21 protein-coding genes are annotated in these 24,692 nt (G+C 34.7%); 7 read left to right on the top strand and 14 right to left on the bottom strand.

Going from position 1 to position 24,692, the window contains the following annotated elements; genetic code table 11:
* Positions 1 to 110: 110 nt before the first annotated feature.
* On the bottom strand, positions 111 to 2,363 hold the full coding sequence (locus QLQ94_RS01060; RefSeq protein ID WP_482498878.1) for a multicopper oxidase domain-containing protein: 2,253 nt from the start codon (positions 2,361 to 2,363) through the stop codon (positions 111 to 113).
* 8 nt (positions 2,364 to 2,371) lie between these two features.
* Positions 2,372 to 4,912: a heavy metal translocating P-type ATPase gene (locus tag QLQ94_RS01055; protein WP_271335273.1), complete on the bottom strand. Its 2,541-nt coding sequence runs from the start codon at positions 4,910 to 4,912 to the stop codon at positions 2,372 to 2,374.
* Between the two features lie 345 nt (positions 4,913 to 5,257).
* On the opposite strand from QLQ94_RS01055, the gene QLQ94_RS01050 reads away from it, so the two are divergent.
* Positions 5,258 to 5,359, top strand: coding sequence for a hypothetical protein (locus tag QLQ94_RS01050; RefSeq protein ID WP_414655385.1), 102 nt, complete (start codon positions 5,258 to 5,260; stop codon positions 5,357 to 5,359).
* 55 nt (positions 5,360 to 5,414) lie between these two features.
* On the top strand, positions 5,415 to 5,615 hold the full coding sequence (locus tag QLQ94_RS01045; protein ID WP_414655388.1) for a Txe/YoeB family addiction module toxin: 201 nt from the start codon (positions 5,415 to 5,417) through the stop codon (positions 5,613 to 5,615).
* Positions 5,616 to 5,658: 43 nt separating this feature from the next.
* Here the strand turns inward: QLQ94_RS01045 and QLQ94_RS01040 are convergent, their stop codons facing one another.
* The 4 genes from QLQ94_RS01040 to QLQ94_RS01025 form a co-directional block, all read right to left on the bottom strand.
* The gene (locus QLQ94_RS01040; protein WP_271335272.1) at positions 5,659 to 6,219 is read right to left on the bottom strand and encodes an AraC family transcriptional regulator; all 561 of its coding nucleotides are present in this window, start codon (positions 6,217 to 6,219) and stop codon (positions 5,659 to 5,661) included.
* 2 nt (positions 6,220 to 6,221) lie between these two features.
* Positions 6,222 to 6,752, bottom strand: a complete 531-nt coding sequence (locus tag QLQ94_RS01035) for a DUF3347 domain-containing protein (protein WP_271335271.1) — start codon at positions 6,750 to 6,752, stop codon at positions 6,222 to 6,224.
* Positions 6,753 to 6,916: 164 nt separating this feature from the next.
* Positions 6,917 to 7,252 carry a hypothetical protein gene (locus QLQ94_RS01030; RefSeq protein WP_271335270.1) on the bottom strand — a complete coding sequence of 112 codons (336 nt, stop codon included), beginning with the start codon at positions 7,250 to 7,252 and terminating at the stop codon, positions 6,917 to 6,919.
* Between the two features lie 123 nt (positions 7,253 to 7,375).
* Positions 7,376 to 8,209: an AraC family transcriptional regulator gene (locus QLQ94_RS01025; protein ID WP_271335269.1), complete on the bottom strand. Its 834-nt coding sequence runs from the start codon at positions 8,207 to 8,209 to the stop codon at positions 7,376 to 7,378.
* Between the two features lie 102 nt (positions 8,210 to 8,311).
* Between QLQ94_RS01025 and QLQ94_RS01020 the strand changes: the two genes are divergently transcribed.
* From QLQ94_RS01020 to QLQ94_RS01005, 4 genes are all read left to right on the top strand, one after another.
* Positions 8,312 to 9,478, top strand: coding sequence for an MFS transporter (locus QLQ94_RS01020; protein WP_271335268.1), 1,167 nt, complete (start codon positions 8,312 to 8,314; stop codon positions 9,476 to 9,478).
* 649 nt (positions 9,479 to 10,127) lie between these two features.
* The gene (locus QLQ94_RS01015; protein ID WP_271335267.1) at positions 10,128 to 13,370 is read left to right on the top strand and encodes a SusC/RagA family TonB-linked outer membrane protein; all 3,243 of its coding nucleotides are present in this window, start codon (positions 10,128 to 10,130) and stop codon (positions 13,368 to 13,370) included.
* A gap of 17 nt (positions 13,371 to 13,387) precedes the next feature.
* Complete coding sequence (locus tag QLQ94_RS01010; protein WP_271335266.1) at positions 13,388 to 15,190, top strand: RagB/SusD family nutrient uptake outer membrane protein; 1,803 nt, start codon at positions 13,388 to 13,390, stop codon at positions 15,188 to 15,190.
* Positions 15,191 to 15,218: 28 nt separating this feature from the next.
* Positions 15,219 to 16,781, top strand: coding sequence for a DUF5123 domain-containing protein (locus QLQ94_RS01005; RefSeq protein WP_271335265.1), 1,563 nt, complete (start codon positions 15,219 to 15,221; stop codon positions 16,779 to 16,781).
* Between the two features lie 177 nt (positions 16,782 to 16,958).
* On the opposite strand, the gene QLQ94_RS01000 is transcribed toward QLQ94_RS01005, so the two are convergent.
* The 8 genes from QLQ94_RS01000 to QLQ94_RS00965 form a co-directional block, all read right to left on the bottom strand.
* Positions 16,959 to 17,531 (bottom strand): pentapeptide repeat-containing protein, encoded by a 573-nt coding sequence (locus QLQ94_RS01000; RefSeq protein WP_271335264.1) that lies wholly within the window; start codon positions 17,529 to 17,531, stop codon positions 16,959 to 16,961.
* A gap of 42 nt (positions 17,532 to 17,573) precedes the next feature.
* On the bottom strand, positions 17,574 to 17,774 hold the full coding sequence (locus QLQ94_RS00995) for a hypothetical protein (RefSeq protein ID WP_271335263.1): 201 nt from the start codon (positions 17,772 to 17,774) through the stop codon (positions 17,574 to 17,576).
* Positions 17,775 to 17,844: 70 nt separating this feature from the next.
* A complete protein-coding gene (locus tag QLQ94_RS00990; RefSeq protein ID WP_271335262.1) occupies positions 17,845 to 18,765 on the bottom strand; it encodes an AraC family transcriptional regulator in 921 nt (306 codons plus the stop codon).
* Between the two features lie 3 nt (positions 18,766 to 18,768).
* Complete coding sequence (locus QLQ94_RS00985; protein WP_271335261.1) at positions 18,769 to 19,332, bottom strand: DUF6642 family protein; 564 nt, start codon at positions 19,330 to 19,332, stop codon at positions 18,769 to 18,771.
* 220 nt (positions 19,333 to 19,552) lie between these two features.
* Positions 19,553 to 19,942, bottom strand: a complete 390-nt coding sequence (locus QLQ94_RS00980) for a hypothetical protein (protein ID WP_482498873.1) — start codon at positions 19,940 to 19,942, stop codon at positions 19,553 to 19,555.
* Positions 19,943 to 20,180: 238 nt separating this feature from the next.
* Positions 20,181 to 20,507 (bottom strand): DMT family transporter, encoded by a 327-nt coding sequence (locus QLQ94_RS00975; protein ID WP_271335259.1) that lies wholly within the window; start codon positions 20,505 to 20,507, stop codon positions 20,181 to 20,183.
* A 66-nt stretch (positions 20,508 to 20,573) separates the two neighbouring features.
* Positions 20,574 to 21,137: a Crp/Fnr family transcriptional regulator gene (locus QLQ94_RS00970; protein WP_271335258.1), complete on the bottom strand. Its 564-nt coding sequence runs from the start codon at positions 21,135 to 21,137 to the stop codon at positions 20,574 to 20,576.
* Positions 21,138 to 21,188: 51 nt separating this feature from the next.
* Positions 21,189 to 22,673, bottom strand: coding sequence for an aminotransferase-like domain-containing protein (locus tag QLQ94_RS00965; protein ID WP_271335257.1), 1,485 nt, complete (start codon positions 22,671 to 22,673; stop codon positions 21,189 to 21,191).
* 64 nt (positions 22,674 to 22,737) lie between these two features.
* Between QLQ94_RS00965 and QLQ94_RS00960 the strand changes: the two genes are divergently transcribed.
* Entirely contained in the window at positions 22,738 to 24,600 is a 1,863-nt protein-coding gene (locus QLQ94_RS00960; RefSeq protein WP_271335256.1) for a TonB-dependent receptor plug domain-containing protein, read from the top strand.
* Positions 24,601 to 24,692 lie beyond the last annotated feature (92 nt).

Raw genomic sequence — 24,692 nt, 5'->3', positions numbered from 1 at the left:
TGTCTTTGTCACTTGATTTTTAGAACAGGTTTTTTTCTAGCTTTCTCTTTTTTAGGAGCCGGTTTTGTTTCTTATGCTTGTAATCCAATTGTATATGGTTTACAAAACAATTAATAATTAAGATTCAATCCAAACCCAACCCCCATATCACTATCATAATGTGTTGTAATCCCAAAGTTTCTGGCAACCACATATTTTAGACCCGCCATATATTCTTTATCTGTATTCCACATTAAGTTCATTCGCAAACGTCTTGAAAGCGGAATGTCTTTTCTTTCAAATTTTATTCGCACGTTTCCATCTGTAAAAACTTCTACTTGTGCTTTTACGAGCATTGGCAAAGTATATTCGATACCAGCACTAAAAACCGAACGATTGTCTTTGGTATTGGTTTGTCCAAAAAGATTTTGTTCCTGTTCGTCTATTCCCATTTTTCTGTAACGCCAGTCAAAACCTATAAAAGGCATGAACCATTGCATTTTGCCTATGTATCGGCCAATATGTGTTTCAGTTTCATAACCGTGCTTGTCATTATAGCCTAATCTCCATTCCGTACCAATGCTCCAACGTGTGTTGCCTAACATTGCTTCTCCATCGTTTCCGTTTGACGCAAAATCATTTTCGGCCATAAAATGAAACATTCGATCGTCCATTTTTAGCATTTTGTAGGCCATTTTCGGATCATGAATCAACGGATTGGGAGCTGAGTTTTCATAACTAAAAATACGTCCCATTCCCGCCATCATATGATATAAGATGTGACAATGAAAAAACCAGTCGCCATCAGCATTCGCCTGAAATTCGATAGTATCGGTTTCCATTGGCATAATATCAATTACATTTTTAAGCGGAGAATAATCACCGTGTTCATTCAGAATCCTAAAATCATGTCCGTGTAAATGCATTGGATGACGCATCATCGATCCGTTGTACAATACAATCCTGACGTTTTCACCTTTTTTGATTAAGATTTTATCCGTTTCAGAAATCACCTTATTGTCTAAACTCCAAACATATCTATTCATATTACCTGATAATTCGAAACGTAATTCCTTTACAGGTGCATCTTTTGGAAGCGTTGTCTGGGTCGGTGATTTTAACATTCCGTAATTCAGAGTTGTAATTTCGGCAGTTTCTGTAGTATCAGTTGGCATTTTCATATCCTCCATTTTCATGCCCTCCATATTGTGACCTGCGTGATTTTCCATGTTCATAGATTTGTCTTTGCCGGAAATTTCAGGATACATTACAGCATTCATGTCCATTTTGTTCAAAGACATCTTCATGCCCATATCATTCATTTCACCGTTCATCTTCATCATGCCGTTCATCATTTTCATTCCTTCAAAATACTTTAATTTTGGAAGATGGGAAACAGTCTGTTTTGTTCCTTCTCCCAGAAATAAAGAAGCTGATCCGGTTCTGTCTTCGGCTGTAGCCAAAAAAGCAAAGGCTTTATGATCTTCCGGAATCGTAACCACAACATCATAGGTTTCAGAGACTGCAATAATTAATCGATCGACTTCTACAGGTTCAACATCATTACCGTCGCTGGATACAACTTTTATTTTTCCGCCGCCATAAGTCAGCCAGAAATAACTTGAAGCGCCACCATTTGCAATTCGCAATCGTACTTTGTCACCTGCTTTAAATTGTGAAAGCTGATCTTCATTTTTTCCGTTAATCAGGAATTTTTCATAATAAACATCACTCACATCCATGGCATTCATACGTTTCCATTCGTTCGTGATTTTTGTCGAGAACTGACCGTGCTTAATTGCTTCGGCATAACTTTGAGTAGTTCCTTTTTTTATGGCAAACCAATCGTTGGCATTGTGCAGCATTCGTTGGACATTCTCCGGTTTCAAATCCGTCCATTCGCTTAAAATAACCGGAATAGTTGGCAAATCGTCAATCCCTTTTCTAAAAGTAGTATCGTCTTTCTTTTTATTGATGATAAAAAGTCCGTACAAACCTATTTGTTCCTGCAAACCCGAATGGCTGTGATACCAATACGTTCCGTTCTGGATAATCGGGAAAGAATATTTATGCGTTGTTCCTGCTTTTATTGGCATTTGGGTCAAATACGGAACTCCGTCTTCTTTATTTGGTAAAAATAACCCGTGCCAATGCAGCGCAGTATCTTCGTTTTTTAAATCATTGTGCACATAAATTTCGGCAATATCACCTTCGGTAAAAGTCAATGTTGGCATCGGAATTTGTCCGTTGACTGTAAGAGCGCGTTTTTCTTTTCCTGAAAAATTGACAATCGTATCGCGAACGTGCAAATCGTAACGAACTACTTTTTGAGCGTTTGCACTAAAAACAAGCAAAAAGGCAATTAGTATAGTATATAGTTTCATATTGATTTTTAAAGTTTTAGATTTCTCAATCGTAAAGCGTTTACAATTACTGAAACTGAGCTCAGACTCATGGCTAACGCCGCTAACATTGGTGAAAGCAAAATCCCGAATGCCGGGTATAAAATACCTGCTGCGATGGGAACGCCCAAGACATTATATATAAAAGCAAAGAACAAGTTCTGTTTGATATTTTTCATCACATTATAACTTAGTTTTTTAGCTTTTACAATTCCGTTCAAGTCTCCTTTTACAAGAGTAATTTTGGCGCTTTCTATGGCGACATCAGTTCCGGTTCCCATTGCGATTCCAATATTGGCTTGCGCCAAAGCAGGAGCGTCGTTGATTCCGTCACCAGCCATGGCAACAATTTTGCCTTCGGCTTGCAAACGCTGAATTTCTTTTAGTTTATCTTCAGGAAGACAATCAGCTTTAAACGAGCTTAGATGTAAATGATCCGCAACAGCTTTGGCAGTGTTGCCATTATCGCCCGTCATCATAATGACCTCAACGCCCTGATCGATTAACTCTTTGATGGCTTTTTTACTGTTTTCTTTGATCGCATCTGTGATGGTTACATAACCCAAAACAATTTTATCTACTGCGATATAAGAAACAGTTTTACCTAGATTTTGTTCGGCAGCAATCTTGTTTTCGATAGCATCAGAGATAGAAGCGCCAACCTGGATCATTAATTTTTTATTTCCCAGCGCTACTTTTGAGTTATTGACAGTTCCTGTAACTCCTTTTCCGGCGATGGCTTCAAAGTCCGGAACTTCAAGTATCGTTTGATTTTTAGCTTTGGCAAAATTAACTACGGCTTGTGCCAAAGGATGTTCGCTATGTTGATTAAGTGAGGCGATATTTTGCAGTAAATTGTCTTCATTATTATTTACGGCATAGATTTTTTCTACAGATGGTTTTCCTTCAGTAATAGTTCCGGTTTTATCTGTGATCAGAACATCAATTTTGCTCATGTTTTCTAGTGCTTCGGCATTTTTTATCAGGATTCCGACTTGCGCACCTTTTCCCACACCAACCATTACAGACATTGGTGTCGCTAATCCTAAAGCACAGGGACAAGCGATAATTAATACCGCAATGGCATTGATCAGTCCGTAAATGTAAGCGGGTTCAGGACCAAATTTTGCCCAGACAAAAAAGGTTATTATGGAAATAATGACAACGGTTGGTACAAAATATTTGGCCACGCGATCTGCTAATTTCTGGATTGGAGCACGTGAGCGGCTTGCGTCATTTACCATTTGTATGATTTGCGAAAGCAAAGTTTCTGAACCCACTTTCTCGGCAATCATGACAAACGATTTTGTTCCGTTTATGGTTCCGGCAATTACGGTATCGTCAACTTTTTTATCAACCGGAATTGGCTCTCCCGTAATCATAGCTTCATCGATACTGCTTTCCCCTGTAGTAATTTTTCCATCAACCGGAATTTTTTCTCCCGGTTTTACACGCAGTAAATCTCCTTTTTTAATATTATGGATTGAGATTACTTTGTCATTTCCATTTTCGACCAAAGTTGCTTCGGTTGGAGCTAATTTCAATAATGCTTTTATGGCGCCATTGGTTTGTCCGTGAGCTTTAGCTTCTAATAATTGTCCTAATAAAACCAAAGTTATAATAACAGTTGCAGCTTCAAAATAAAGATGAATGGTACCGTGATGCGATTTAAATTCAGAAGGGAAAATATCAGGAAAAAACATTCCCGCAATACTAAATAGAAAGGCAACACCAGTTCCAATCCCAATTAGGGTAAACATATTTAGGTTCCATGTGATGATTGATTTGTAGGCACGAACAAAAAACATCCAGCCTGCGTAAAAAAGTACCGGAAGCGTAAATAAGAACTGAACCCAATTCCAGTTTTCAATTTGCATTATTTTAAAAAGAGGATTATTAGGAATCATTTCTGACATCGAAATAATAAAGATAGGAAGCGTAAATAGAACAGCAATCTTCATCTTCTTTAATAAGTCGGTGTAGGTTTTGTTCTCTTGGTTTTCAGAGGCTTGCATGGGTACCAGATCCATACCGCAAATTGGGCAATCTCCCGGTTCGTTCGAAACAATTTCCGGATGCATCGGGCAAGTAAATTGCGCAACATTAATGGCAACTTGCTGCACTAAATCCATACCGCAAACCGGACAATCTCCGGGTTTGTTATATGTTTTATCTCCTTCGCAATGCATTGGACAATAATAAACGCCAGTTGCATTATGATTATGTGATGCAATTGATTCTTTTTTATCATGATGACCAGTATGACTTTCTTTGTTGTCACCTGAACAACAAGATTTAGCTGCAGGTTCTGAAGTTTTTTTAGAATTAGTCATCTCAATAGTATATTTTCCGGCTTCGGACAGGACTTTCTGAAATTTTTCAGTCGGAACATGTTTTTCCATTGTTATAGTGGCCAACGGAGGATCTAATGTTACTTCGGCCTGAATTCCTTCTATCGAATTCAAAGTTTTTTCGACTTTCTTACGACATCCATCGCACGACATTCCTGAAATTACATATTGATGAGTCATTGTTTCTATTTTTTTAAGTATTACAATGCAAAGTTCCGAAGTAACTATTAGTTCGGGTTGTATAATTTTGAGAATGATTTGTAAGATTTAGAAATTCTCAGGATTCAAAGTGGTTGATTTTGTGGGGTATACAAAAATAGTGATATTTTTACTTACAGAATTGTATCGTAATAAAATAGCATGATTTTTGTGTCTTAGTAATAATAAAAAAATAAAGATTATGACAACGATAACTATAAACGAGCGAACCAAAGCGGGTAAAACATTGCTTGAACTTGCAAAGTTGTTGGCGCCTACAAATAAAGGTGTGAAATCGAAGAAAAAAGTCCATATAATCCTGAATTTGTGGAAAAAACAAAAAAGATAGAAGCAGATTATAATAGTGGAAAATCTAAAAGTATAACACTTGATCCAAATGATATATGGGGAAGTTTAGGGTTGAAATAACTGCAGAAACTCAAATGCATATTTCTAAACATTTGAATCAGGTAATCATTCCAGCATAAATAAGATTACAAAGATATTAGAAGAACTAATTGAAAATCCGTTTGAAGGAGTAGGAAAATCTGAGGCATTAAAACATGAACTTTCAGGATTATGGTCAAGGGAAATAAATAAAAAAGACAGACTTTTATATAGAGTTAAAGAAGAGCTGGTTACCGTTGTGGTGATTTCTGCGATGGGACATTATTCTGATAAATAGAAAACGTGCTAAATTTTAGCACGTTTTTTTTATGAAATCAGATTCATAAATTCTCAATCTGAATGCGTTTTTTATCTTTCGACTGTTTATAATGCGTAGGTGTAAAGCCCGTGATTTTCTTGAACTGATTGCTTAAATGCGCGACATTACTGTAGTTTAATAAATCGGCAATTTCGCTTAATGATAATTCATTGTAAAGTAATAACTCCTTTACCTTTTCTATTTTTTGACTGATAAAATATTTCTCGATAGTAGTATTTTCAATTTCAGAGAACAGATTACTTAGCGTGCTATAATCCTGGTTGAGGTTTTTGACTAAATAATCAGACAAATTAATTTTGAGTTCATTGTTCTTATGATGAACTAAATCGACAATAAGATTTTTTATTTTCTCTATAGTCTTACTTTTTTTATCATCAATAAAGTCAAAACCCAAATCTTGTAAGTTTTTAAGTAAAACTTCTTTTAAATTGTCCGGAATGTCATTTTGCAATTCTACTTCACCCAATTCAACAGAAACAGTCTGAAGCCCGAGTTTATCCAACTCAGACTTCACAACCATTTTACAGCGACCACACACCATGTTTTTGATGTAGATAGTCATATTTATTTAATAGTTTCTACCACATTTCCGCAAGTCAGCATTGAAGAACCGTAATACGGATTCTTAACTGCTTTTTCTTTGCTTAACCAATCTGCATCTGCCATTGGACAATATTGTTTGTAAACGGCAACATCAGATTTAGAAACTTTAATTAAATCGTATGTGTTTTTTGAAAGTGATTTAAAAGTCTCACGTTGTTTTTTAAGATCTGTTGTAGTTGAAATACTTTTTGCATCAGCTGTTAGTTTTTTTACCACTTTGATCCACGCGGTGTGTTCTGTAGTTTTTAGTTTATCCATTTTTATGGCAGTAATTGCAGCCAATAAATCTGTGGCTTTCGCTGAAGTTAGCTTAGCATCACTTTTAATTAAGGCATCTTTTACTGTAAAATAAGCATCATAAACAGATTGCAATTGACTTGAATCTGCAACTTCGATTGCAGTTGTTTCTGTTTTGATTGTATTTGCCTGAACGAAATTTGCAGTAAATAACAAGGCGATTGCTGCAGCTATAGTTGAAATTGATTTTTTCATTTTATGTGTTTTTGTAGAGAATATTTTTTTTCTCTAAGTTAAATAATTTTAATCTTTATAAAAAGTCATTCTCTGTAAAGTTACAGAGGGATACAAAGGACTGTTTTTTTTCTTGAACCTTGATGTCTTTTGGCAAAACGTAATTATGGCTCTCAGAAATAGAATTAATTTATTTTTGGCGGTAACCAGATAGAAGTAAACCCATCAGAAATACTGATGTTTTTATAATAGGGAGTTGTTTTCTCAAATGAGAAATTGAATAGATTATTATTGAACTCAAATTCATTTGCAGTTACCAGACTATAGAGTAGGCCGGAAGTTGTACAACCGGAATGATCACATTTTCTGTTGCAGCCATGTTGGTCTTTTTTAGAATTCTGATTTTTTTTGCAACAGTCTTTTTGACAAGAATCAGCAACATTCTTTTTTGAAGTAGTGTTCTTTTCATACGAAGTTTTTTCTTCTGCTTTTCCACATGCATAACCCGTATTTGACATCATAAAGAAGCCAAAAGTTATAAACAGAAATAATATGTGGAATTTTTTTGCCAATGAAAATGGTATTTAATAATACAAATTTAGATATTTTTTTTAACAGCCGCTATTTATTTAAGATTTCGAATGTTATGTTTTTTTAAAGTCCGTTGGTTTCATGTTTTTTCTCTTTTTAAAATAATTAGATAAGTGACTTTCGTCTGTAAAACCAAACTCGTATGCTATTTGTTTAATAGGCAATTGATTGTTGTGAATTCGTTTTTCGATTAAGGTAGTTCTTAGATTGTGAATATAATCGCGGTAATTAATTGTAAAGGTTCTTTTAAAATAAGCACTAAAATACGTTTCGGCAATATTAAAATGATTCGCAATAACTTTTATCTGAACTAATTTTGGCTGATAAATATTCTGATGAATGTATGAAGTGATTTGTTCGTTATCGATAGAATTTCCTTTTACGACAAGATTCATACCGCGCATAGTTTCCTTGATTAATCCAAAAATCGAAAGAATTTGATAAAATACAATAGGCGAGGTCGAAACATCGGTTTTGCAGTTATAGGCAGCAATATTTTCGATTGTGTTTTTTAATATTGTTTTGCAGGGATCGTCTAATTTTAGAACCGTTTCTTTTAGTGTTTTGTCCCTCATGAAACTTTCCGGAGTATGAATTAAAAATTCATCGCAGGTAAGGTTTTGCTTTGAGTTAAAATAATTGTCAGTAAACTTAATATAGAAAAATCGGGTTGATTTTTTTATGTCAAAATAGTGTTCGTCTTCTGGCGAAATCACAAACAGATCACCCGATTTATAAGGTAGCAAGTTGTTGTTCAGGTGATGGACTCCACTTCCTTTTTTTATATAAATAATTTCATAATAAGTGTGCGTGTGTGGTGGAAGGTGAAATTTTTCATCTTCAAATTCATCAATAACCAGGGTTTTGAATTGATTTAATTTTGGCATAACCTAAATTTACAAGTTTATATCACAAATGTACAATTTATTTTAAGCAGAACGGTCTTAAATTTGCACCATAGAAAATCTATTCCTTTCTTATAAAAACAAATGAAAAAAAGTCTTATTGCACTCTCATTAGGAGGTTTAACAATCGGTATTACCGAGTTTGTTATGATGGGTTTGTTGCCGGATATAGCCTCAGATATGAATGTTTCGATTCCCGTTGCAGGATATTTAATTTCTGCTTATGCCATTGGAGTTGTTATTGGAGCTCCTTTATTAGTAATCTTAGGGAGAAATCTTGCTCCAAAAAAAATGCTTCTGATATTAGCTTTGATGTTAACTGTTTTTAATGCGCTTTCGATTATTGCACCTACCTATAATTTTTTATTCGCGTCCAGATTTCTTTCCGGTTTACCACACGGAGCCTTTTTTGGCGTTGGTGCTGTAGTTGCCAGCCGTTTGGCTGATAAAGGCAAAGAAGCGCAGGCAATTGCAATCATGTTTTCAGGTTTAACACTGGCTAATTTAATAGGTGTACCTATTGGTACTTATATAGGACACAATTTTATATGGCGTTATACCTTTATATTAATTGCTGTTGTAGGTTTGCTAACCTTTTTGTTTATCTCTTTATGGATGCCAAATCTGGAGAAAGATCAAAATGTAAATATGAAAACGCAGTTACTGTTTTTTAAGAAAACAGAAGCCTGGTTAATCATCGGGATTACCGCTATAGGATTTGGTGGGTTGTTTGCCTGGATTAGTTATATCGCACCTTTATTGATAAATGTGTCTAAATTTTCTGCCGAGGATGTTTCGTATATTTTGATTCTAGCCGGTTTGGGAATGGTAGTAGGAAACTTTTTAGGCGGTAAACTAGCCGATAAATATTCGCCTGCACCAACAGTATTAGCTTTATTATTTGTAATGTCAATTGATTTGATTTTGGTTTATCTGTTCTCTTCAAATCAATATATATCGTTATTCCTTACTTTTTTAACCGGAGCGATTTCTTTCTCAGTTATTGCACCTATTCAAATGTTAATGATTAAAACTGCTAAAGATGCAGAAATGATTGCTTCGGCAGCATTGCAGGGAAGCTTCAATATTGGTAATGCTTTGGGAGCTTTTCTGGGAGGATTACCTTTGGCAGCGGGATATAGTTACGCGTCCCCAAATCTTATTGGCGTTGCAATGGCTGTCCTTGGTATGATTATTACGTTTGTTTTAATGCAAAAACATAAAAGTAATCTGCAGCTTCAGCGTGCTTAACATGTAGATTCTTCTTTAAAATAACAGAAGCCCTTAAACAAAATTGTTTGGGGGCTTTTTTGTGTTATGTTCCTAATTCTTTTTTAGGTTAAAGTTTTAAAGTCAGATAAATGAAAGTTTTAATCGTAGGAATAGTACTGGTTTTTTGAAATGTATTAGTTCTATGATCTTTCATATTGTTTTAAATCTTCATCACTTTAGTAAAAATTTTTTTAATTTTCATCTTTTTTAAATGTTAAAACAACACTTAATAATATTGCAAATACTTTTAGTGTAATCGATTGTTTTAATTCGAAAATCGCAACAAATTTCGAAATATTAAAAATATATTTAATATTTATTTTCAACTTAAATTACATATGTCATATAAAAAAGTGCTTTTATTTTTGATATTTTATTTATTTTAGGAAATTTTTATGAGTTTTAATTTTTTGTATCAAAAAAATATTTATGTTTGTGTAATCGATTACAACTTTTTTATTGAATGAATTATTTGGCTTTACAGATATTCTAAAAAAGGCAAATTCCCACAGTATAACTGAAGAAATGAAACTTTAACAGTAAAATAAAAGTTGAAAGAGCATACTTAGAATGACCACAAAAAAACACTTAAAAACAAAAAACTAATTAATAACTTAAACAATTAACCATGAATTTTAAAGATTTATTTAACAAAGGAGCAAATTGTTGCTTTGCAGTTGTTTTCTTATTGTGTTTACTGACGAGCCATCAAATGAATGCGCAGACAGTAACACTTGAAGGAACAGTTAAAGATGCTGCAGGACTCACTTTACCGGGTGTTAATATATTAGAAAAAGGAACTAAAAATGGAACTTCTACAGATTTTGACGGGCATTATAAAATAAAGCTTACCAGTTCAAAAGCTGTATTAACCTATTCTTTTATAGGTTTTAAAACCAAAGAAGTGGCCGTTGACGGAAAAACTAAAGTTGATGTTGTTTTATCTGAAGATTCAAATGCTCTAAATGAAGTTGTCGTTGTTGGATACGGAACTGTGAAAAAAAGCGATTTAACAGGTGCTGTCTCTACTATTTCAGGTAACGATTTGAAAAAAGTACCGGTGGCAAATGTTGCTGAAGCCTTAACAGGTCGTATTGCAGGTGTACAGGTAACCTCATCAGAGGGTTCTCCCGATGCTGATATAAAAATTAGAGTTCGTGGAGGTGGTTCTCTTACTCAGGATGCTTCGCCTTTGATTATTGTGGACGGATTTCCTATAAATAATATGAATGATATTTCCTCATCTGATATTGACTCTATGACGGTTTTGAAAGATGCTGCTTCAACTGCAATATACGGATCACGTGGTGCAAATGGGGTAATTATCATTACAACTAAAAGCGGGAAAGATGGTAAAATGGCAGTAAGTCTGAACATGTTTTATGGTATGAAAAAGATGGCCAATGAAATTGATGTTTTATCGCCGGAAGATTATACTAAATGGCAATACGAGTATGCGCTGCTTTCGCAATCAGGGACAAAAGTAGCTTCTGATCCAACTTCATATACCAAGTATTTTGGAAATTGGCAAGATCACGATATGTACAAAGGTTTAAAAGGAGATGATTGGCAAAAACAAATTTTTGGACGTACTGGAGAGGTGCAAAGTCGTGATTTAGGAATCAGAGGAGGAACTGATAAACTTAATTATAATTTTAATTATGCTCATTACGATGAAAAGGCGATTATGATAGGTTCTAATTATAAACGTAACAACCTTTCCCTGGCTTTAAAAAGTAAAATAACAGATAAGATTGATGTCGCTTTTACGGTGCGCTATTCAGATACTGAAATTGATGGTGGTGGTGTAAATGAGCAAAACGAAAAATCTTCATCAGATTCACGTATGCGTACTATTGTTGGTTATGCGCCACTTCCGGTACCAGGTTTAACTTCAGATGATACATCCGGAGACGGTTCAGATGTATTGATAAATCCTTTAACATCTGTTGCAGACAATGATCGTCAACAGTTTCGTAAGAACTATAATATGTTAGGTAGTTTTGGATGGGAGCTTGCAGAAAATTTAAAATTGAAAGTAGATTTAGGTCTGGATAATTTTAACAATCTGGATTATCGTTTTTACGGATTAACTACTTATTATATTGCTAACGCTCCTGTAGGACCATTGCAAAATATGCCTGCGATGATTATGAGCGATACTAAAGACAGACGTTTTAGAAATGCAAATACATTGAATTATGATTTCAAAAAAATAATGGGTGGAAATCATCATTTGAGTGCTCTTTTAGGACAGGAAAGTATTGAATATACTTCTAATACTGTAACGAATACGATTCATGGATACCCTGTATTTTTTGATTTTGATCAGGCAAAAAAATTAACAACACAAGGAACACCACAATCAATAGATAATTATTACAGCCCTGATGATAAATTATTGTCGTTTTTTGGACGTGCCAATTACGACTACAAAAACCGTTACTTATTAACAGCTACATTTCGTGCAGATGGGTCAAGTAAATTTTTAAAAGAGAATCGTTGGGGATATTTCCCGGCTTTTGCAGCGGGATGGAAAATTTCTGAAGAGAATTTTCTAAAAGATAAAACCTGGATGAATCTTTTAAAAGTAAGAGCCAGTTATGGTGAAGCAGGAAATAATAACATACCAGTTGGACAACAAGTTCAAATTTTTCAATCAACACCAACAACATGGATCAATGGCGTTACCAGTATTTGGGCACCTTCTAAAACAATGCCTAATCCTGAATTGAAATGGGAAACAACAGTTACCCAAAATGTTGGTTTGGATTTTGGATTTTTCAAAAATCGCTTAAGCGGTACTTTTGATATCTATAAAAATATTACAAGTGATTTATTAATTAACTTTTTAGTTCCTGGATCCGGATACGATTATCAATATCGTAACATGGGTGAAACACAAAATACAGGTTTTGAGGCTACTATAAATATTGTTGCAATTGATAAAGCCAAATACGGATTGAATTTTTCATTCAATATGGGAATAAACAAGAATAAAATTAACTCATTAGGTGTTATGGATAATTTTGGACAGGCTACAGGATGGGCTTCTTCACAAATTGGCGATGATTATCAGGTAGCGGTTAATTCTTCTCTAGGGTCTATGTATGGTTATAAAAATGATGGAAGATACGAAGTGTCGGACTTTGATTTTGTGGGAGGAAAATATATTTTGAAAAGTGGCGTAATGAGTACTGCTACCACTCTAGTAGGAGACGGAAGTGGTCTTAAACCCGGAGATATGAAATTGAAAGATGTTAATGGAGATGGTAAAGTAGATATAAATGATAAAACAGTTATTGGTAATGTTAATCCTAAAAGTTATGGTGGTTTTATTATCAACGGAAATGCTTATGGTTTTGATTTAATGGCAGCTTTTAACTGGAGTATTGGAAATGACATCTACAATGCTGATAAAATCGAGTTTTCGACAGCCACTGCTTCAGGAAAGTACAAAAATTTAAATTCTACTATGGCTGATGGACAGAGATGGACAAATTTAGATCCTGTTTCTGGCCAGTTAGTAACAGATCCTGCTGCATTAACAGCTCTTAATGCTAATACCACGATGTGGTCGCCATATATGAGAAGTGCTATTCTTACTGATTGGGCTGTTGAGGACGCGTCGTTTTTAAGATTGAATACTTTAACATTAGGGTATACAGCCCCTCAGATGTTTACATCTAAACTTGGAGTTTCTAAATTAAGATTTTATCTGACAGCAACTAATGTTTTTGTCTGGACAAACTACTCAGGTTCTGATCCGGAAGTGTCAACGAAAAGAAAAAATCCATTGACACCTGGGGTTGATTCAAGTCCTTATCCAAGAAGCAGACAAATGGTTTTTGGGATGAATCTTAATTTCTAATTTTAAATTATCACAAAATGAAACATAAAATAATAATAGCAGGATTGATTATTTCTGGTTTATTCAGTTCTTGCCAACAATTTGAAGACGACTATTTAGAAGCACCTGCACAATCAACATTAGACGCGTCTGTAATTTTCTCTACAGCCGGACTTGCAAAAGGAGCTATTGATGGAATAAAAGTACCATTTGCCGAGACTAACTCTTACAGAGGACGTTTTTTACCTTATTACGGATTAAACACAGATGTAGAATGGTATGCTACTTCGCAAACAGCAGGGGATAAGGCAGATTTGTGTGTTTACGATACAAAGCCAAGCAATACAGAGATGAATACTACCAATAATGCTTATTCAATGATGTTCTCAGGTATTGAGCGTGCTAATATTTGTATTAAAGGTTTACGTCAGTACGGAAATCCTTTGCCGGGAACAGAAATGGGGCAATTATTAGGAGAAGCTTTAACGCTTAGAGCTATTTACTATGCTGATTTAATTAAAGCATGGGGAGATGTTCCGGCTCGTTTTGAACCTATTACTTCTGCAACTTTATATTTGCCTAAATCAAGTAGAGACATTCTTTACAAACAATTAATTACAGATCTAGGAGAAGCATCAACATTAGTGGCATGGCCTAACGAAACTGCATATACAAGTACAGTAGAGCATATAAATAAAGCTTTTGTAAAAGCATTTAGAGCACGTTTGGCTTTGGTTTCAAGTGGTTTTCAGCAATATCCTGACGGAGTAAGAAGAAGTACAGATCCGGAACTTTCAGTGGGTAATATGTATGGATTGGCATTAAGAGAATCTCGTGAAGTGATTCAAAGTGGTGCAGCTCGTTTAGAATCTACTTTTGAGGGATTGTGGAGAAAATACAATGAAGAAAATACTACTGCCGGAGGAGAATCTCTTTGGGAGCTTCCTTTTGCTGACGGACGTGGTAGAATGCTGTTTACTTTCGCTGTAAAACACACAGCAGCCAGTGATCAATTTCAAGCTAATGGAGCCAATCGCGGTGGTGTAGCAGGTCCATTACCATTTGTTTTTTATGACTATGACCAGGCTGATGCCCGTAGAGATGTTACTTGTGTGCCTTATAAATATGGTGCAGCGGTTAATAATATTGCTAAACAAGAGTTAAACACGCTAGATACGTGGTATTTTGGTAAATACCGTTACGAATGGATGAAACGTTATGTGACTTCTACCAATGATGATGGTGTAAATAAAATGTACATGCGTTATGCAGAAGTACTTTTAATTGCTGCTGAAACAGCTAACGAATTAGAAGGTCCGGGTGCAGCTGCACCTTATCTGAAAGAAATTCGCAGAAGAGCATTCCCTGCAGCAGCACAAGCTGTTAAAGTAGATCAATATGTAAATGATATTACTAGTAAAGAGGCAATGCTGAATGCAATCGTTGAAGAAAATAAATTTGAGTTTACCGGAGAAATGGAGCGTAAGCAAGCACTTATTCGTTGGAATTTGCTGAAAGTAAAATTGGATCTGGCAAAACAAAAAATGACAAATCTGTCAGCTCGAACAGGTGAATATGCTGATATACCGACAACCTTGTACTATAAATATAAAGCTGATAATGTTTCTCTTGATATCTACGGATTAAACAGAGGAGAAACAACAAATCCGGGAGCACTATATTCATCTGCTACCTGGACATGGACAGGAACAGCAGCAGATGCTAAGATAAATTCATTGTACAAACCAGGCGTGAATCCTGATAACAGACAATTCTGGCCAATATGGCAAGTGTTTATTGATGGAAGCAACAATCAATTAAAAAATGATTACGGTTATTAAGATCTTAGAAAAAATTAATAAAGTTATTATGATGAAAACAAAACATATGCTTAAAGGATTAATAGCCACATTAGTACTTGCATTTGCAGTCTCAGGCTGCGAAAGTTATAATGAGGGATTGTTAGACGGTATAGGCAATACAAGAGAATTTTCTCCAATCGCTCTAACAGCAAAAGTAAAAAATCAGACATTTGTCGAACTTAACTGGACAGTGAATCCGGCAGCGGATCATTATACAGTAGAATTTAGTGCAGATGATATAGATTTTAAAGTGATTTATAAAACGGTACAAGTTACGGGGTCTCAATTGCCATTAACAGTTCAGCTGGAAGGCGAAACAACTTATTCAATACGAGTAAAAGCAATTACAACCGGATTAGCAGATTCTAAGTGGACAGTTGCAACTGCAACTACACTTTCTGAGCAAATTTTATTTCCTGTTGCTGATGCTGATATTGAGGCAAAGCAAGTTACACTAAGATGGACTCCAAATAGTGCTGTAACACAAATTACTTCTAATCCCGGAAATCTTATTCATACGATAACTCCAGCGGAAAAAATAGCGGGAGTTGCTATAGTATCAGGTCTAACAAGTGAAACTGCTTATACCGCAACTTTGATAAACGGAACTAAGACAAGAGGTGTTAGAACTTTTACTACCGGAATCGATATAGGAACAGGTATTTTGGTTAAACCAGAAGACGACTTAAATGCTAAAATAGCAGATGCACCTGCTGGTTCTGTTTTGGTATTAATGCCAGGAGATTATACCGTTTTTAAAGGGGAAATCGTGTTGAGTAAACCTATAACAATTAGAGGGTTAAGGGTTTCTGATAAACCGAAATTATATGTAAGATTTACATTCAATCCAGGTGTTACCGATGTAAGTTTAATCGATTTAAATTTTAATGGTGAAAAAACTCAAACAGATTTTGTAAGATACAATCAAAGTGGTACATATGGTAAACTATTAGTTAGCGGATGTAAAATTTATGATTATCTTGGTTCGTTTGCTATTGCAGGAAGTGCAATTGGAGCTAAGATTGAATCAATTACTGTAGACAATTCAGAACTTACAAATATCGATACTGCAGCAACAGGAGAGTTTATTGATTTTAGAGTTGGTTATGTGGCTAATATTACTCTGACAAAAAGTACATTTAACAATTGTGCCTCAACAAGAGCTTTTATTAGAGAAGATGCTACAACTTCATTTGGGACTGGACTTACAACAAATACCTTAATTGATAGTTGTACTTTCTATGGCGTTACTAATACAATTGCAGCTAGTGGATATCAAATTCTATATATTCGTTTTGCCAGTAATGCTACAATTGTCCGTAACTCATTATTTGCAGAAACAATTGCAAGATATATCAATCAAGCGACAACAAATGCACCAACATTTTCTAATAATAATTATTTCAATGCAGCTACCCTTAATCAGGCTAGTCCTGTGTCACCTCTTAAATCGGATACTGCCGGAACGGCATTAAATCCTCAATTTGCTAGTGCTGCTACCGGAGATTTTACTCTAGGTAATCAAACATTAAAAGATAATAAAGTAGGAGATCCACGTTGGATTAAATAAGAAATTTTTATAGAGTTAGTTAAAAAGGGATGCAGTTTTTTTGAACTGCATCCCTTTTTTTATACAACTAAATGCTGTTATAAAGTATCAATAATATTTACTACTTCTATAAAGGTTTCAGTAAAAATAAAATCTGTTTGAATCTATAAAAATCCGTGTGTCTTCTTAGCGGAATTCTTACTCAATATCCAGATCAAATTTTTCTAATAAACCGGCAAGTGCCGTTTGAGAAACTCTGGTTCTTTTTATTTTATTTTCAGAGGGATCAAAGGCATAATTTCTGGAAGAGCGAAAGTCTGTTTTCTCTAATACACAATCCTGAAAAGTAGCGTTCGCCAAATCGCAGTTTTTAAAAATGGCCAAAGACAAATCAGTGTTCGAGAAATCGACATCTTTAAGAGAGCAATCAATGAAGTTTGTTTTCTTCAGTTTTTTGTAAATAAAAGTGGAATAATCCAGAAGACAATCCTGAAAATTCATCGAAAATAAAAAGCTGTTACTGGCACTAAAGTCAAGCCCCATTAATTTGCAGCCAATAAATTTAATGTTTTTTAATCCTGTACCTTTTAAGGTAGAAAGCGAAAGATTACAGTTCTTGAAAGTACAGTCCAAAAAATCGATATAACTGAAATCACTTTTCGAGAAATTACAATTGATAAATTCACAATTTACAAATTCGTTATCTGATAGTTTCTGATCGGAGTAATCAATAGTGTCAAATGTTTTGTTCTGATGCAATGCCGTTTCCATATTAATAAGCTAAGGTTTAAAAAGAAGTGTTTGTAAAGCAATTTATTCTAGTTCGATACAATCAAAAATGTCATTTTTCAATGCCATTTCATTTATATCAGCGTCGCTGTCAATTCTTAAAATATTATCGCAATCCTCAAGATCAAAATTCCATAAAGCATCTGGAAGCAATTGTTCGAGTAACACGTTTGCGAATTCTAATTTCGATTTTGTATCAACGGAAGTTTTAAAAACATAAATCATAACTTGCTTTTTTTTACTTGGCAAATTTCAATAAATGCTTCTCAATTTGATAGGATTCTCTAATCAATAATTAGGACTTATCAATCAATTTTCGATATTGAACAGGGGTAATGCCCTCGCGTTTTTTAAAAAATCTGCTAAAGTAAGAATGATCCTCATGACCCACCTGCATGGCAATTTGGCTGACAGAAAGAGAGGTTTGAAAAAGTAAATATTTGGCTTCTAATAAAATGGTTTCATCAATCCATGAAGCCGCTGTTTTGTTCGTGACAGCTTTAACAGATTTGTTAAGATGATTGGGTGTCACATTCAGTAGAGAGGCATAATAACTAACCTGATGATAATTTTTGACATTTTGATGAATTAATTCTCTGAATTTAGTAGTAAGAATTTCTGCTGCCGACACATTTTTAGAAGCTTTTACCGTGTTTCTATTCATCTCATAAAACAGGGCAATTAAATAAGCTTGTACAATATCCAGATTGGCTGTTTCAGTTTCTGTATATTCAGTTTGCAGTCTATTTAAGATCGTAATAATTGATGCCGTGTCATTGGCTGATAAACTCACTTTTGGGTTTCCGGATATTTTCAGAAAATCAAAATCATTCAATATTTCACGATTGGCATATTTTCCAATTAAAATATCAGGATGAAATTGACAGACATAACCGGTATGTGAATTATTAATGTTTTTTATCGAAAAAACCTGACCTGCCGGTACCACAATAATTTCATTAGGAACAGTTTGATATTCCTGGTATCCCACTTTCATTGTTTGACTGCCGGATGCAATAAAAAGTAAAGTATGGCAACTGTGTTTAGATGGAGGAACAGGATATTGCAGACCCACTATTTCATTCATTTGTAAACAAAAAAAGTGATCAGAATTTGATTTAAAAAGCAAATGTGCAGGATTATCTTCGCCCAAAAACTTCTCCCTGAATCCTTTTGCTTCGTAGGTTTTTACCTTTTCGATTGTTTTGCTTTTCATCGTTTAATAGTACAATCTAAAATCGAGCAATTTGCACAAAGCATAATGTTTTTGGTACAATTCCTCTACCACTTCTGTAATGTCGTCATTGTCCTGATAGAGACTAAAAAAGGCTTTGTCAATAGTGCTGCAACTGGCAATTTTATTATAAGTAGATCCGTAACCGGAAATGGCTCGCGCGCCGGTTATGTCCAGGAAATATTGTGCTTCTTCGTTGTTGAGGTCCAAAACCTTTAGATTCGCAAAATGAATAATTTTTCCTTTCATTTTCCCCTCAAAAAGTTCTGCTATTTCTTCTAAACTATAGTAATAATCATGAAGGCATATCGTATTGGCTTCACCGGGCATAACCAAATAAATGATTTCATAATCCTTAAAATTATGATCTTCATAAAGCAATACATTCAAGCTTTCTTCTAATCCTTCGATAGTATCGCAGGTTTTATAAATACTGGCAATACCCTGATCAATTGCAATTTCTTCTAAGTTTTGTACCACTAAAGTTGCTCTGTCGTCGTCTACGTCTGGAACACCTTCGAGGCAGAAGATGAATTTTTCGTAATCCATACCATTATGTTTTCCGGTTGCTGATAAGTCTTTGTTTTTCCTTTCTCACAAAAGTATTTTTTATTGTCGAAAAACTGCTATCCGAAAAGTTTTTTAACGCATTTTTGACATTGGATAAATAAATAGCGATTCACCGCTGCTATAATTACAATCTTTTCAACTTCAACGAAAGAGGTATCTGTAAAAATAAATCTGCAAAAAAGATTATTAATTTTTTTTATCAGTTTGAAGCAGCCTTATTCAAAACCAATAATTTTTGCCACCATTTTGGTTTTTCTTTGTGTAAAGATTCAGTACAGTTATTAGCTTTTTTTTTGTTTCCGCATGCAGCACAAAAAGAAGCTTTGGGAGTTCTGTAAGGTTTAGAACAATTTTCGCAAGCCGCACCATACAAGTCAATTCTGTGATGCATGATAGCATTAGGATTAGTTTCTTCAAATCCTGTTAAGTCTTTATAATAATCAAGTAAGTCTTTAAAACGTGTCTTTCTCGTCATGTTGCACTTTCCTGTTTCAAAACCATTGCGATACAGTTTAGATGCAACTTTATATTCCTCTTGATCAAGCATAGGAACTTCTATTTTACAACGCCAACACCAAAGATTTTTCATGATTATCTTTTTAGGTTAAAATGTGTAATGAATTTTTTTGACTTAAATGTCTTGCTAATTTATAATCGTTTATTGAGAATAACTTACGGATTGTCACATTTTGTAAACAAAAATCGTTTTTTTAATAATTAGGGAACCAAGTATAAATACCTGATTTTCAAAAGAGGTTTTAAATAACGGCATAAAAAAGCGGATTAGTATTTACTAACCCGCTTGTTCTATATCCTTTTTCTTTAAATTAGTGAGATACCGCTTTTAATCCTACAATTGAACCAATAAGAGTTGCAATAAAAAAGAGGCGCCAGAAATTCGTTGGATCTTTAAAAATTAAAATTCCAATTATAACAGTTCCAACCGCGCCAATACCTGTCCAGACAGCATAAGCAGTTCCCAGGGGTAAAGTTTGTGTTGCTTTCATTAAAAGTCCCATACTAACAACTAAAGAAATAAGAAAACCCGTATACCACATATACATTTCGTTTCCCGTTGTTTCTTTTGCTTTTCCTAAACACAAAGTAAAGCCAACTTCAAATAAGCCGGCAATAATCAAAATAATCCAGTTCATATCTTTTTTTTGCAAAGGTTAGAAAAGAGATTCGGAGAGCATTTTACATTTGTTAAAAAATAAAAGTTATTTAATGTCGGCGCGAATTCTGCTCAGGCTTACTTGGGAAATGCCCAGATAAGAAGCAATATGACCTAATTGTACACGCTGAATTAAATGTGGATAATCAATAAGAAGTTCTTTGTAGCGTTCTGTAGCAGTTCTAAATTGACGAGAAATAAGGCGTTCTTCGGTTTTTACCAATTCCTTTTCTGCAAACTTTCGTCCCCAATTGGCAATATGAATATCTTCCTGAAAGAGCTTTTGCAGCTTTTCAGATTTCAATTCATACAATTCACAATCTTCCAAAAGTTCGATATCCTCATATCCTTTTTGGTTGGCAACATAACTCTTCATCGATAAAACCGTATCGCCTTCTTTACCAAACCAGAAAGTAACTTCATTATCATCCCGATTAGAATAAGCCCTTGCAATCCCTTTTCGGATAAAATAAATATTCGTTTCAATTTTGTCAGCCCTCAATAAAAGATGCCCTTTAGGATAATTTATTTCAGTCACACAATTTTGAAGTTTCAATTTTGAAGTTTCAGGTAATGCATATATTTGATCGAGAATTTGTTCTATTTCCATATCATTTTTTTATTTTAATGCGACATTATTAGAAAGCATTAATTGTATTGTTTAAAGAATAGCTTCGAGAGATTGGCGTAAAATTGCTACAGCATTCTCCATTTCTGTTTCATCTAAATGTCCAAAACCTAAACGTGTTGCTGTTAGATTTTTGGTTTGATATAAAACCGTCTTTGGCAAGAATAATCCATTTGCAGCACATTGCTTTTGTAATTTTATCAAATTAAAATTATCCAGCCATTCTACCCAAATCGCCAAACCCCGAACTGGAATCTGAAATTTGATTCTCCCGTCTAACTTTTCTTTTAATAATAAAATAAAATAATCCCTGCGCTCCTTATATACCTTTTTATTTTTCTTAGAAAGGCGATGCACTTCACCTTCCTTGATCCATTCCGTTAAAACCTGTTCTTTGATGACATCTATTCCCGGTTCGAGAATATTTTGATGCTTTTCGAGTTCTTTTATAAATGCCGATGGCGCGGCAATAAAACCATAACCAAAACCTGCCGGTAATGATCTGCCAAATGATCCGATATAAACAACTCTTTCGTTTGAATCTAAAGCGGCAAGAGGTAAAACGGGATTATTGTCGTAATGAAAATCAAAGTCATAATCATCTTCGATAATCACAAAACCATAACGATTGGCCAATTCTAATACCTCCATTCTTCTTTTGGCGCTAAGAGAAGTGGTCGTTGGATAATGGTAATTTGAGGTAAGATATAAAATCCTGATTTGGTGTTCCTCGCAAATTTGTCTCAGTTGTTCCGTATTGATTCCCTCCTTGTCAACAGGTATTGTCATAATTTGAGCTCCGCTATCAGACAATGTCATATTTGATATGTAGTAACCCGGAGAAGCAACAACTACCTTATCGCCAGGCGAAATAAGTAATTTGGTAACCAGATACAAACTAATTTCATGACTGCTTGTAGTGAGCAAATTTGATGTTGAAATCCGAATACCTCTCGTTAGATTTAAAAAATTAGAAAACTGGGTTTTAAAATTGAAATGAGATTGTGTCTGAAATTGTTCGCCAGTTTTGGTACTTTTTTGTCTCTTTAGTTTAGAAACGTACAATCTTGCCAGCACATCTGTTTGAACAAGTCGCAGATCAGGTAAACCATCGTTGAATTGATAAGGCAAAGTACTTACTTCTTTAGGGTTTTCGAGAATAGTAGAATGCTTGAAAGTAAAACCTGTAGATGCTTTTGCAACATTTTTGTTTTCTTCAGAAGTAAATTCCGCCTTGTTTTTTTGTTGTTTTTCAGATAAGATAAAAGTTCCTTTATTGGGTAAAATTTCAATCCATCCTTGTAATTCTAAATCCTGAAAAGCTTTGATCAATGTGTTTCTGTTAACGCATAAAAGTTTGCATAATATGCGGGTTCCCGGAAGTTTTGTGCCCTCAGGAAGTAAACCAATTTGTATCGCTTTTATAAATTCAAAAACGATTTGCAGATATAAAGCAGTCGCTTCTTCAGGCTTAAGCTGAATGAAACTTTTGAAAGGAATTTGAACCGGACTATCCATTTTTATAAAACTGGTACACATTAGTAGTACGGCAAGATACTACTTTTGCAAAAAATTAAAACAAATGACAAAACTTTATTTTGCTGCACTGACTCTGATATGTGTTAGTTTACAAGCTCAGGTGCAAAAAGATACCATTAATATTGATGAAGTAATTATTCATGAAAATAGGTTTAGTACGCCAATATCTAAGAAAAACAGAAACGTATATGTAATTGATAAAGCAACAATTGCAAAACTGCCGGGACGATCTGTTCAGGAAATTCTGCAATATGCCAATGGCGTCGATCTAAGACAAAGAGGACCGTTTGGAAGTCAGGCTGACGTCAGTGTTGATGGCGGAAGCTTTGAGCAAACCGTTGTTCTTCTGAACGGAACTAAAATAATAGATTCCCAAACGGCACACAATATGCTAAACCTGCCTATTCCGGTTGAGGTTATCGAGAGAATCGAAATCATTCGTGGTCCGGCAGCGCTTACTTACGGGATTAATAGTCTGACCGGAGCGATTAATATTATTACCAAAAAGCCAACAAAATCAGGATTTATGGTAAATTCTTATGCAGGATCGAATTTCGAAAAAGACACCCAGGATACCGGAGATACATTTTACGGTACCGGAATTCAGGTGGGCGGTGTTTTGAGCAAAGAGAAACAGCAACATTCACTTTTTGCTTCTCACGATAAAAGCAACGGATATAGATACAATACGGCTTTCGAAAACAATAAAATATTCTATCAGGGTAATTACCAACTCAACGATAAAAATGAAATTTTAAGTTCGTTTGGTTACATCAATAACGGTTTTGGTGCCAACGGATTTTATGCAGCACCAGGCGATAAGAATTCAAGTGAAGTCGTGCAAACTACATTTGCATCTGTACAATCTAAACATCAGTTGTCTGAAAAATGGACATTGATGCCAAGATTGAGTTACCGATACAATTATGACGACTACCGCTATTACGGAATTGCAAACTTAAATGCCGGAAGAAGCCAGCATTATACCAATTCATTTGCTGCAGAAGTTAACACATCGTACAAGATGGAAAATGGTGAACTAGGATTTGGTGCAGAAGCAAGAAGTGAGGACATAAGTTCGTCTAATATTGGAGAACATAATCGTGAAAATTACGGACTTTATCTACAATACAGAACCACTTTTATAGAAAAACTGGATGTAAATTTAGGAGCTTATCTTAATTATAATTCAGATTACAAATGGCAGGTCTATCCTGGGCTTGATGCCAGTTACGCCATAACAGATGCTTTTAAGATCATAGGGAACATCGGGACAAGTCAGCGTATTCCTTCGTTTACGGATTTATACCTCAACCAGCGTCCGGGAAACATAGGAAATCCTAATCTTGAAACCGAAAATGCTTTTCAGAGCGAAGTAGGATTCAAATACATCAAACGCGATTTTACTTTTAATGCCAATTATTTCTATAGAAAAATCAACAATTTTATCGACTGGACCAGAAATGTTACCACAGAACCTTACCAGAGTAATAACTATGGCAATCTGAATACAAACGGTTTTAACCTGCGTACCAATTATAGTACACACTTTTCTGCGAATTCGAGATTAAATATCAATCTGGCGTATTCGTATTTAGATTTCAAATTTCAGGATGTTATTCCGGTAGTTTATTCTAAATATCTGGTTTCATCATTAGAACATCAAATAACCAATACAATAGATTTTCAGCATAAAAATTTTACTGCTTTATTTGCGACTCGTTTCAGTCAGAGAGTAACCGGACCATCTTATTGGGTAAATGATTTTAGAGTAAGTCAGGCGATCAAAAAAGTAACAGTTTATGTCGATGCACAAAACATCTTCAATACCACATATTATGAAGTAGGAGCAGTTCCTCTTCCTTCGAGATGGTTTAGTTTAGGAGTGAAATTTGTGACTTTCTAAGCTTCACTAATATTTTAGATAAAGAAATAAAAGCCTTTAATCCGTTTGTGGTTAAAGGCTTTTTGTATTTCCAGGCCTATTAAAGAATATTG

It is taken from the genome of Flavobacterium sp. B114r (assembly GCF_056824125.1).
The sequence above is the reverse complement of the archived record's forward strand: the minus strand, read 5'-3'. Positions and strand labels throughout refer to the sequence as shown.

What these genes read in the sequence shown, in the direction of transcription:
- QLQ94_RS01060 (WP_482498878.1), bottom strand. Translation starts at nt 2,363, where the DNA reads ATGAAACTATATACTATACTAATTGCCTTTTTGCTTGTTTTTAGTGCA.
- QLQ94_RS01055 (WP_271335273.1), bottom strand. Translation starts at nt 4,912, where the DNA reads ATGACTCATCAATATGTAATTTCAGGAATGTCGTGCGATGGATGTCGT.
- QLQ94_RS01040 (WP_271335272.1), bottom strand. Translation starts at nt 6,219, where the DNA reads ATGACTATCTACATCAAAAACATGGTGTGTGGTCGCTGTAAAATGGTT.
- QLQ94_RS01035 (WP_271335271.1), bottom strand. Translation starts at nt 6,752, where the DNA reads ATGAAAAAATCAATTTCAACTATAGCTGCAGCAATCGCCTTGTTATTT.
- QLQ94_RS01030 (WP_271335270.1), bottom strand. Translation starts at nt 7,252, where the DNA reads ATGATGTCAAATACGGGTTATGCATGTGGAAAAGCAGAAGAAAAAACT.
- QLQ94_RS01025 (WP_271335269.1), bottom strand. Translation starts at nt 8,209, where the DNA reads ATGCCAAAATTAAATCAATTCAAAACCCTGGTTATTGATGAATTTGAA.
- QLQ94_RS01020 (WP_271335268.1), top strand. Translation starts at nt 8,312, where the DNA reads ATGAAAAAAAGTCTTATTGCACTCTCATTAGGAGGTTTAACAATCGGT.
- QLQ94_RS01015 (WP_271335267.1), top strand. Translation starts at nt 10,128, where the DNA reads ATGAATTTTAAAGATTTATTTAACAAAGGAGCAAATTGTTGCTTTGCA.
- QLQ94_RS01010 (WP_271335266.1), top strand. Translation starts at nt 13,388, where the DNA reads ATGAAACATAAAATAATAATAGCAGGATTGATTATTTCTGGTTTATTC.
- QLQ94_RS01005 (WP_271335265.1), top strand. Translation starts at nt 15,219, where the DNA reads ATGATGAAAACAAAACATATGCTTAAAGGATTAATAGCCACATTAGTA.
- QLQ94_RS01000 (WP_271335264.1), bottom strand. Translation starts at nt 17,531, where the DNA reads ATGGAAACGGCATTGCATCAGAACAAAACATTTGACACTATTGATTAC.
- QLQ94_RS00995 (WP_271335263.1), bottom strand. Translation starts at nt 17,774, where the DNA reads ATGATTTATGTTTTTAAAACTTCCGTTGATACAAAATCGAAATTAGAA.
- QLQ94_RS00990 (WP_271335262.1), bottom strand. Translation starts at nt 18,765, where the DNA reads ATGAAAAGCAAAACAATCGAAAAGGTAAAAACCTACGAAGCAAAAGGA.
- QLQ94_RS00985 (WP_271335261.1), bottom strand. Translation starts at nt 19,332, where the DNA reads ATGGATTACGAAAAATTCATCTTCTGCCTCGAAGGTGTTCCAGACGTA.
- QLQ94_RS00980 (WP_482498873.1), bottom strand. Translation starts at nt 19,942, where the DNA reads ATGAAAAATCTTTGGTGTTGGCGTTGTAAAATAGAAGTTCCTATGCTT.
- QLQ94_RS00975 (WP_271335259.1), bottom strand. Translation starts at nt 20,507, where the DNA reads ATGAACTGGATTATTTTGATTATTGCCGGCTTATTTGAAGTTGGCTTT.
- QLQ94_RS00970 (WP_271335258.1), bottom strand. Translation starts at nt 21,137, where the DNA reads ATGGAAATAGAACAAATTCTCGATCAAATATATGCATTACCTGAAACT.
- QLQ94_RS00965 (WP_271335257.1), bottom strand. Translation starts at nt 22,673, where the DNA reads ATGGATAGTCCGGTTCAAATTCCTTTCAAAAGTTTCATTCAGCTTAAG.
- QLQ94_RS00960 (WP_271335256.1), top strand. Translation starts at nt 22,738, where the DNA reads ATGACAAAACTTTATTTTGCTGCACTGACTCTGATATGTGTTAGTTTA.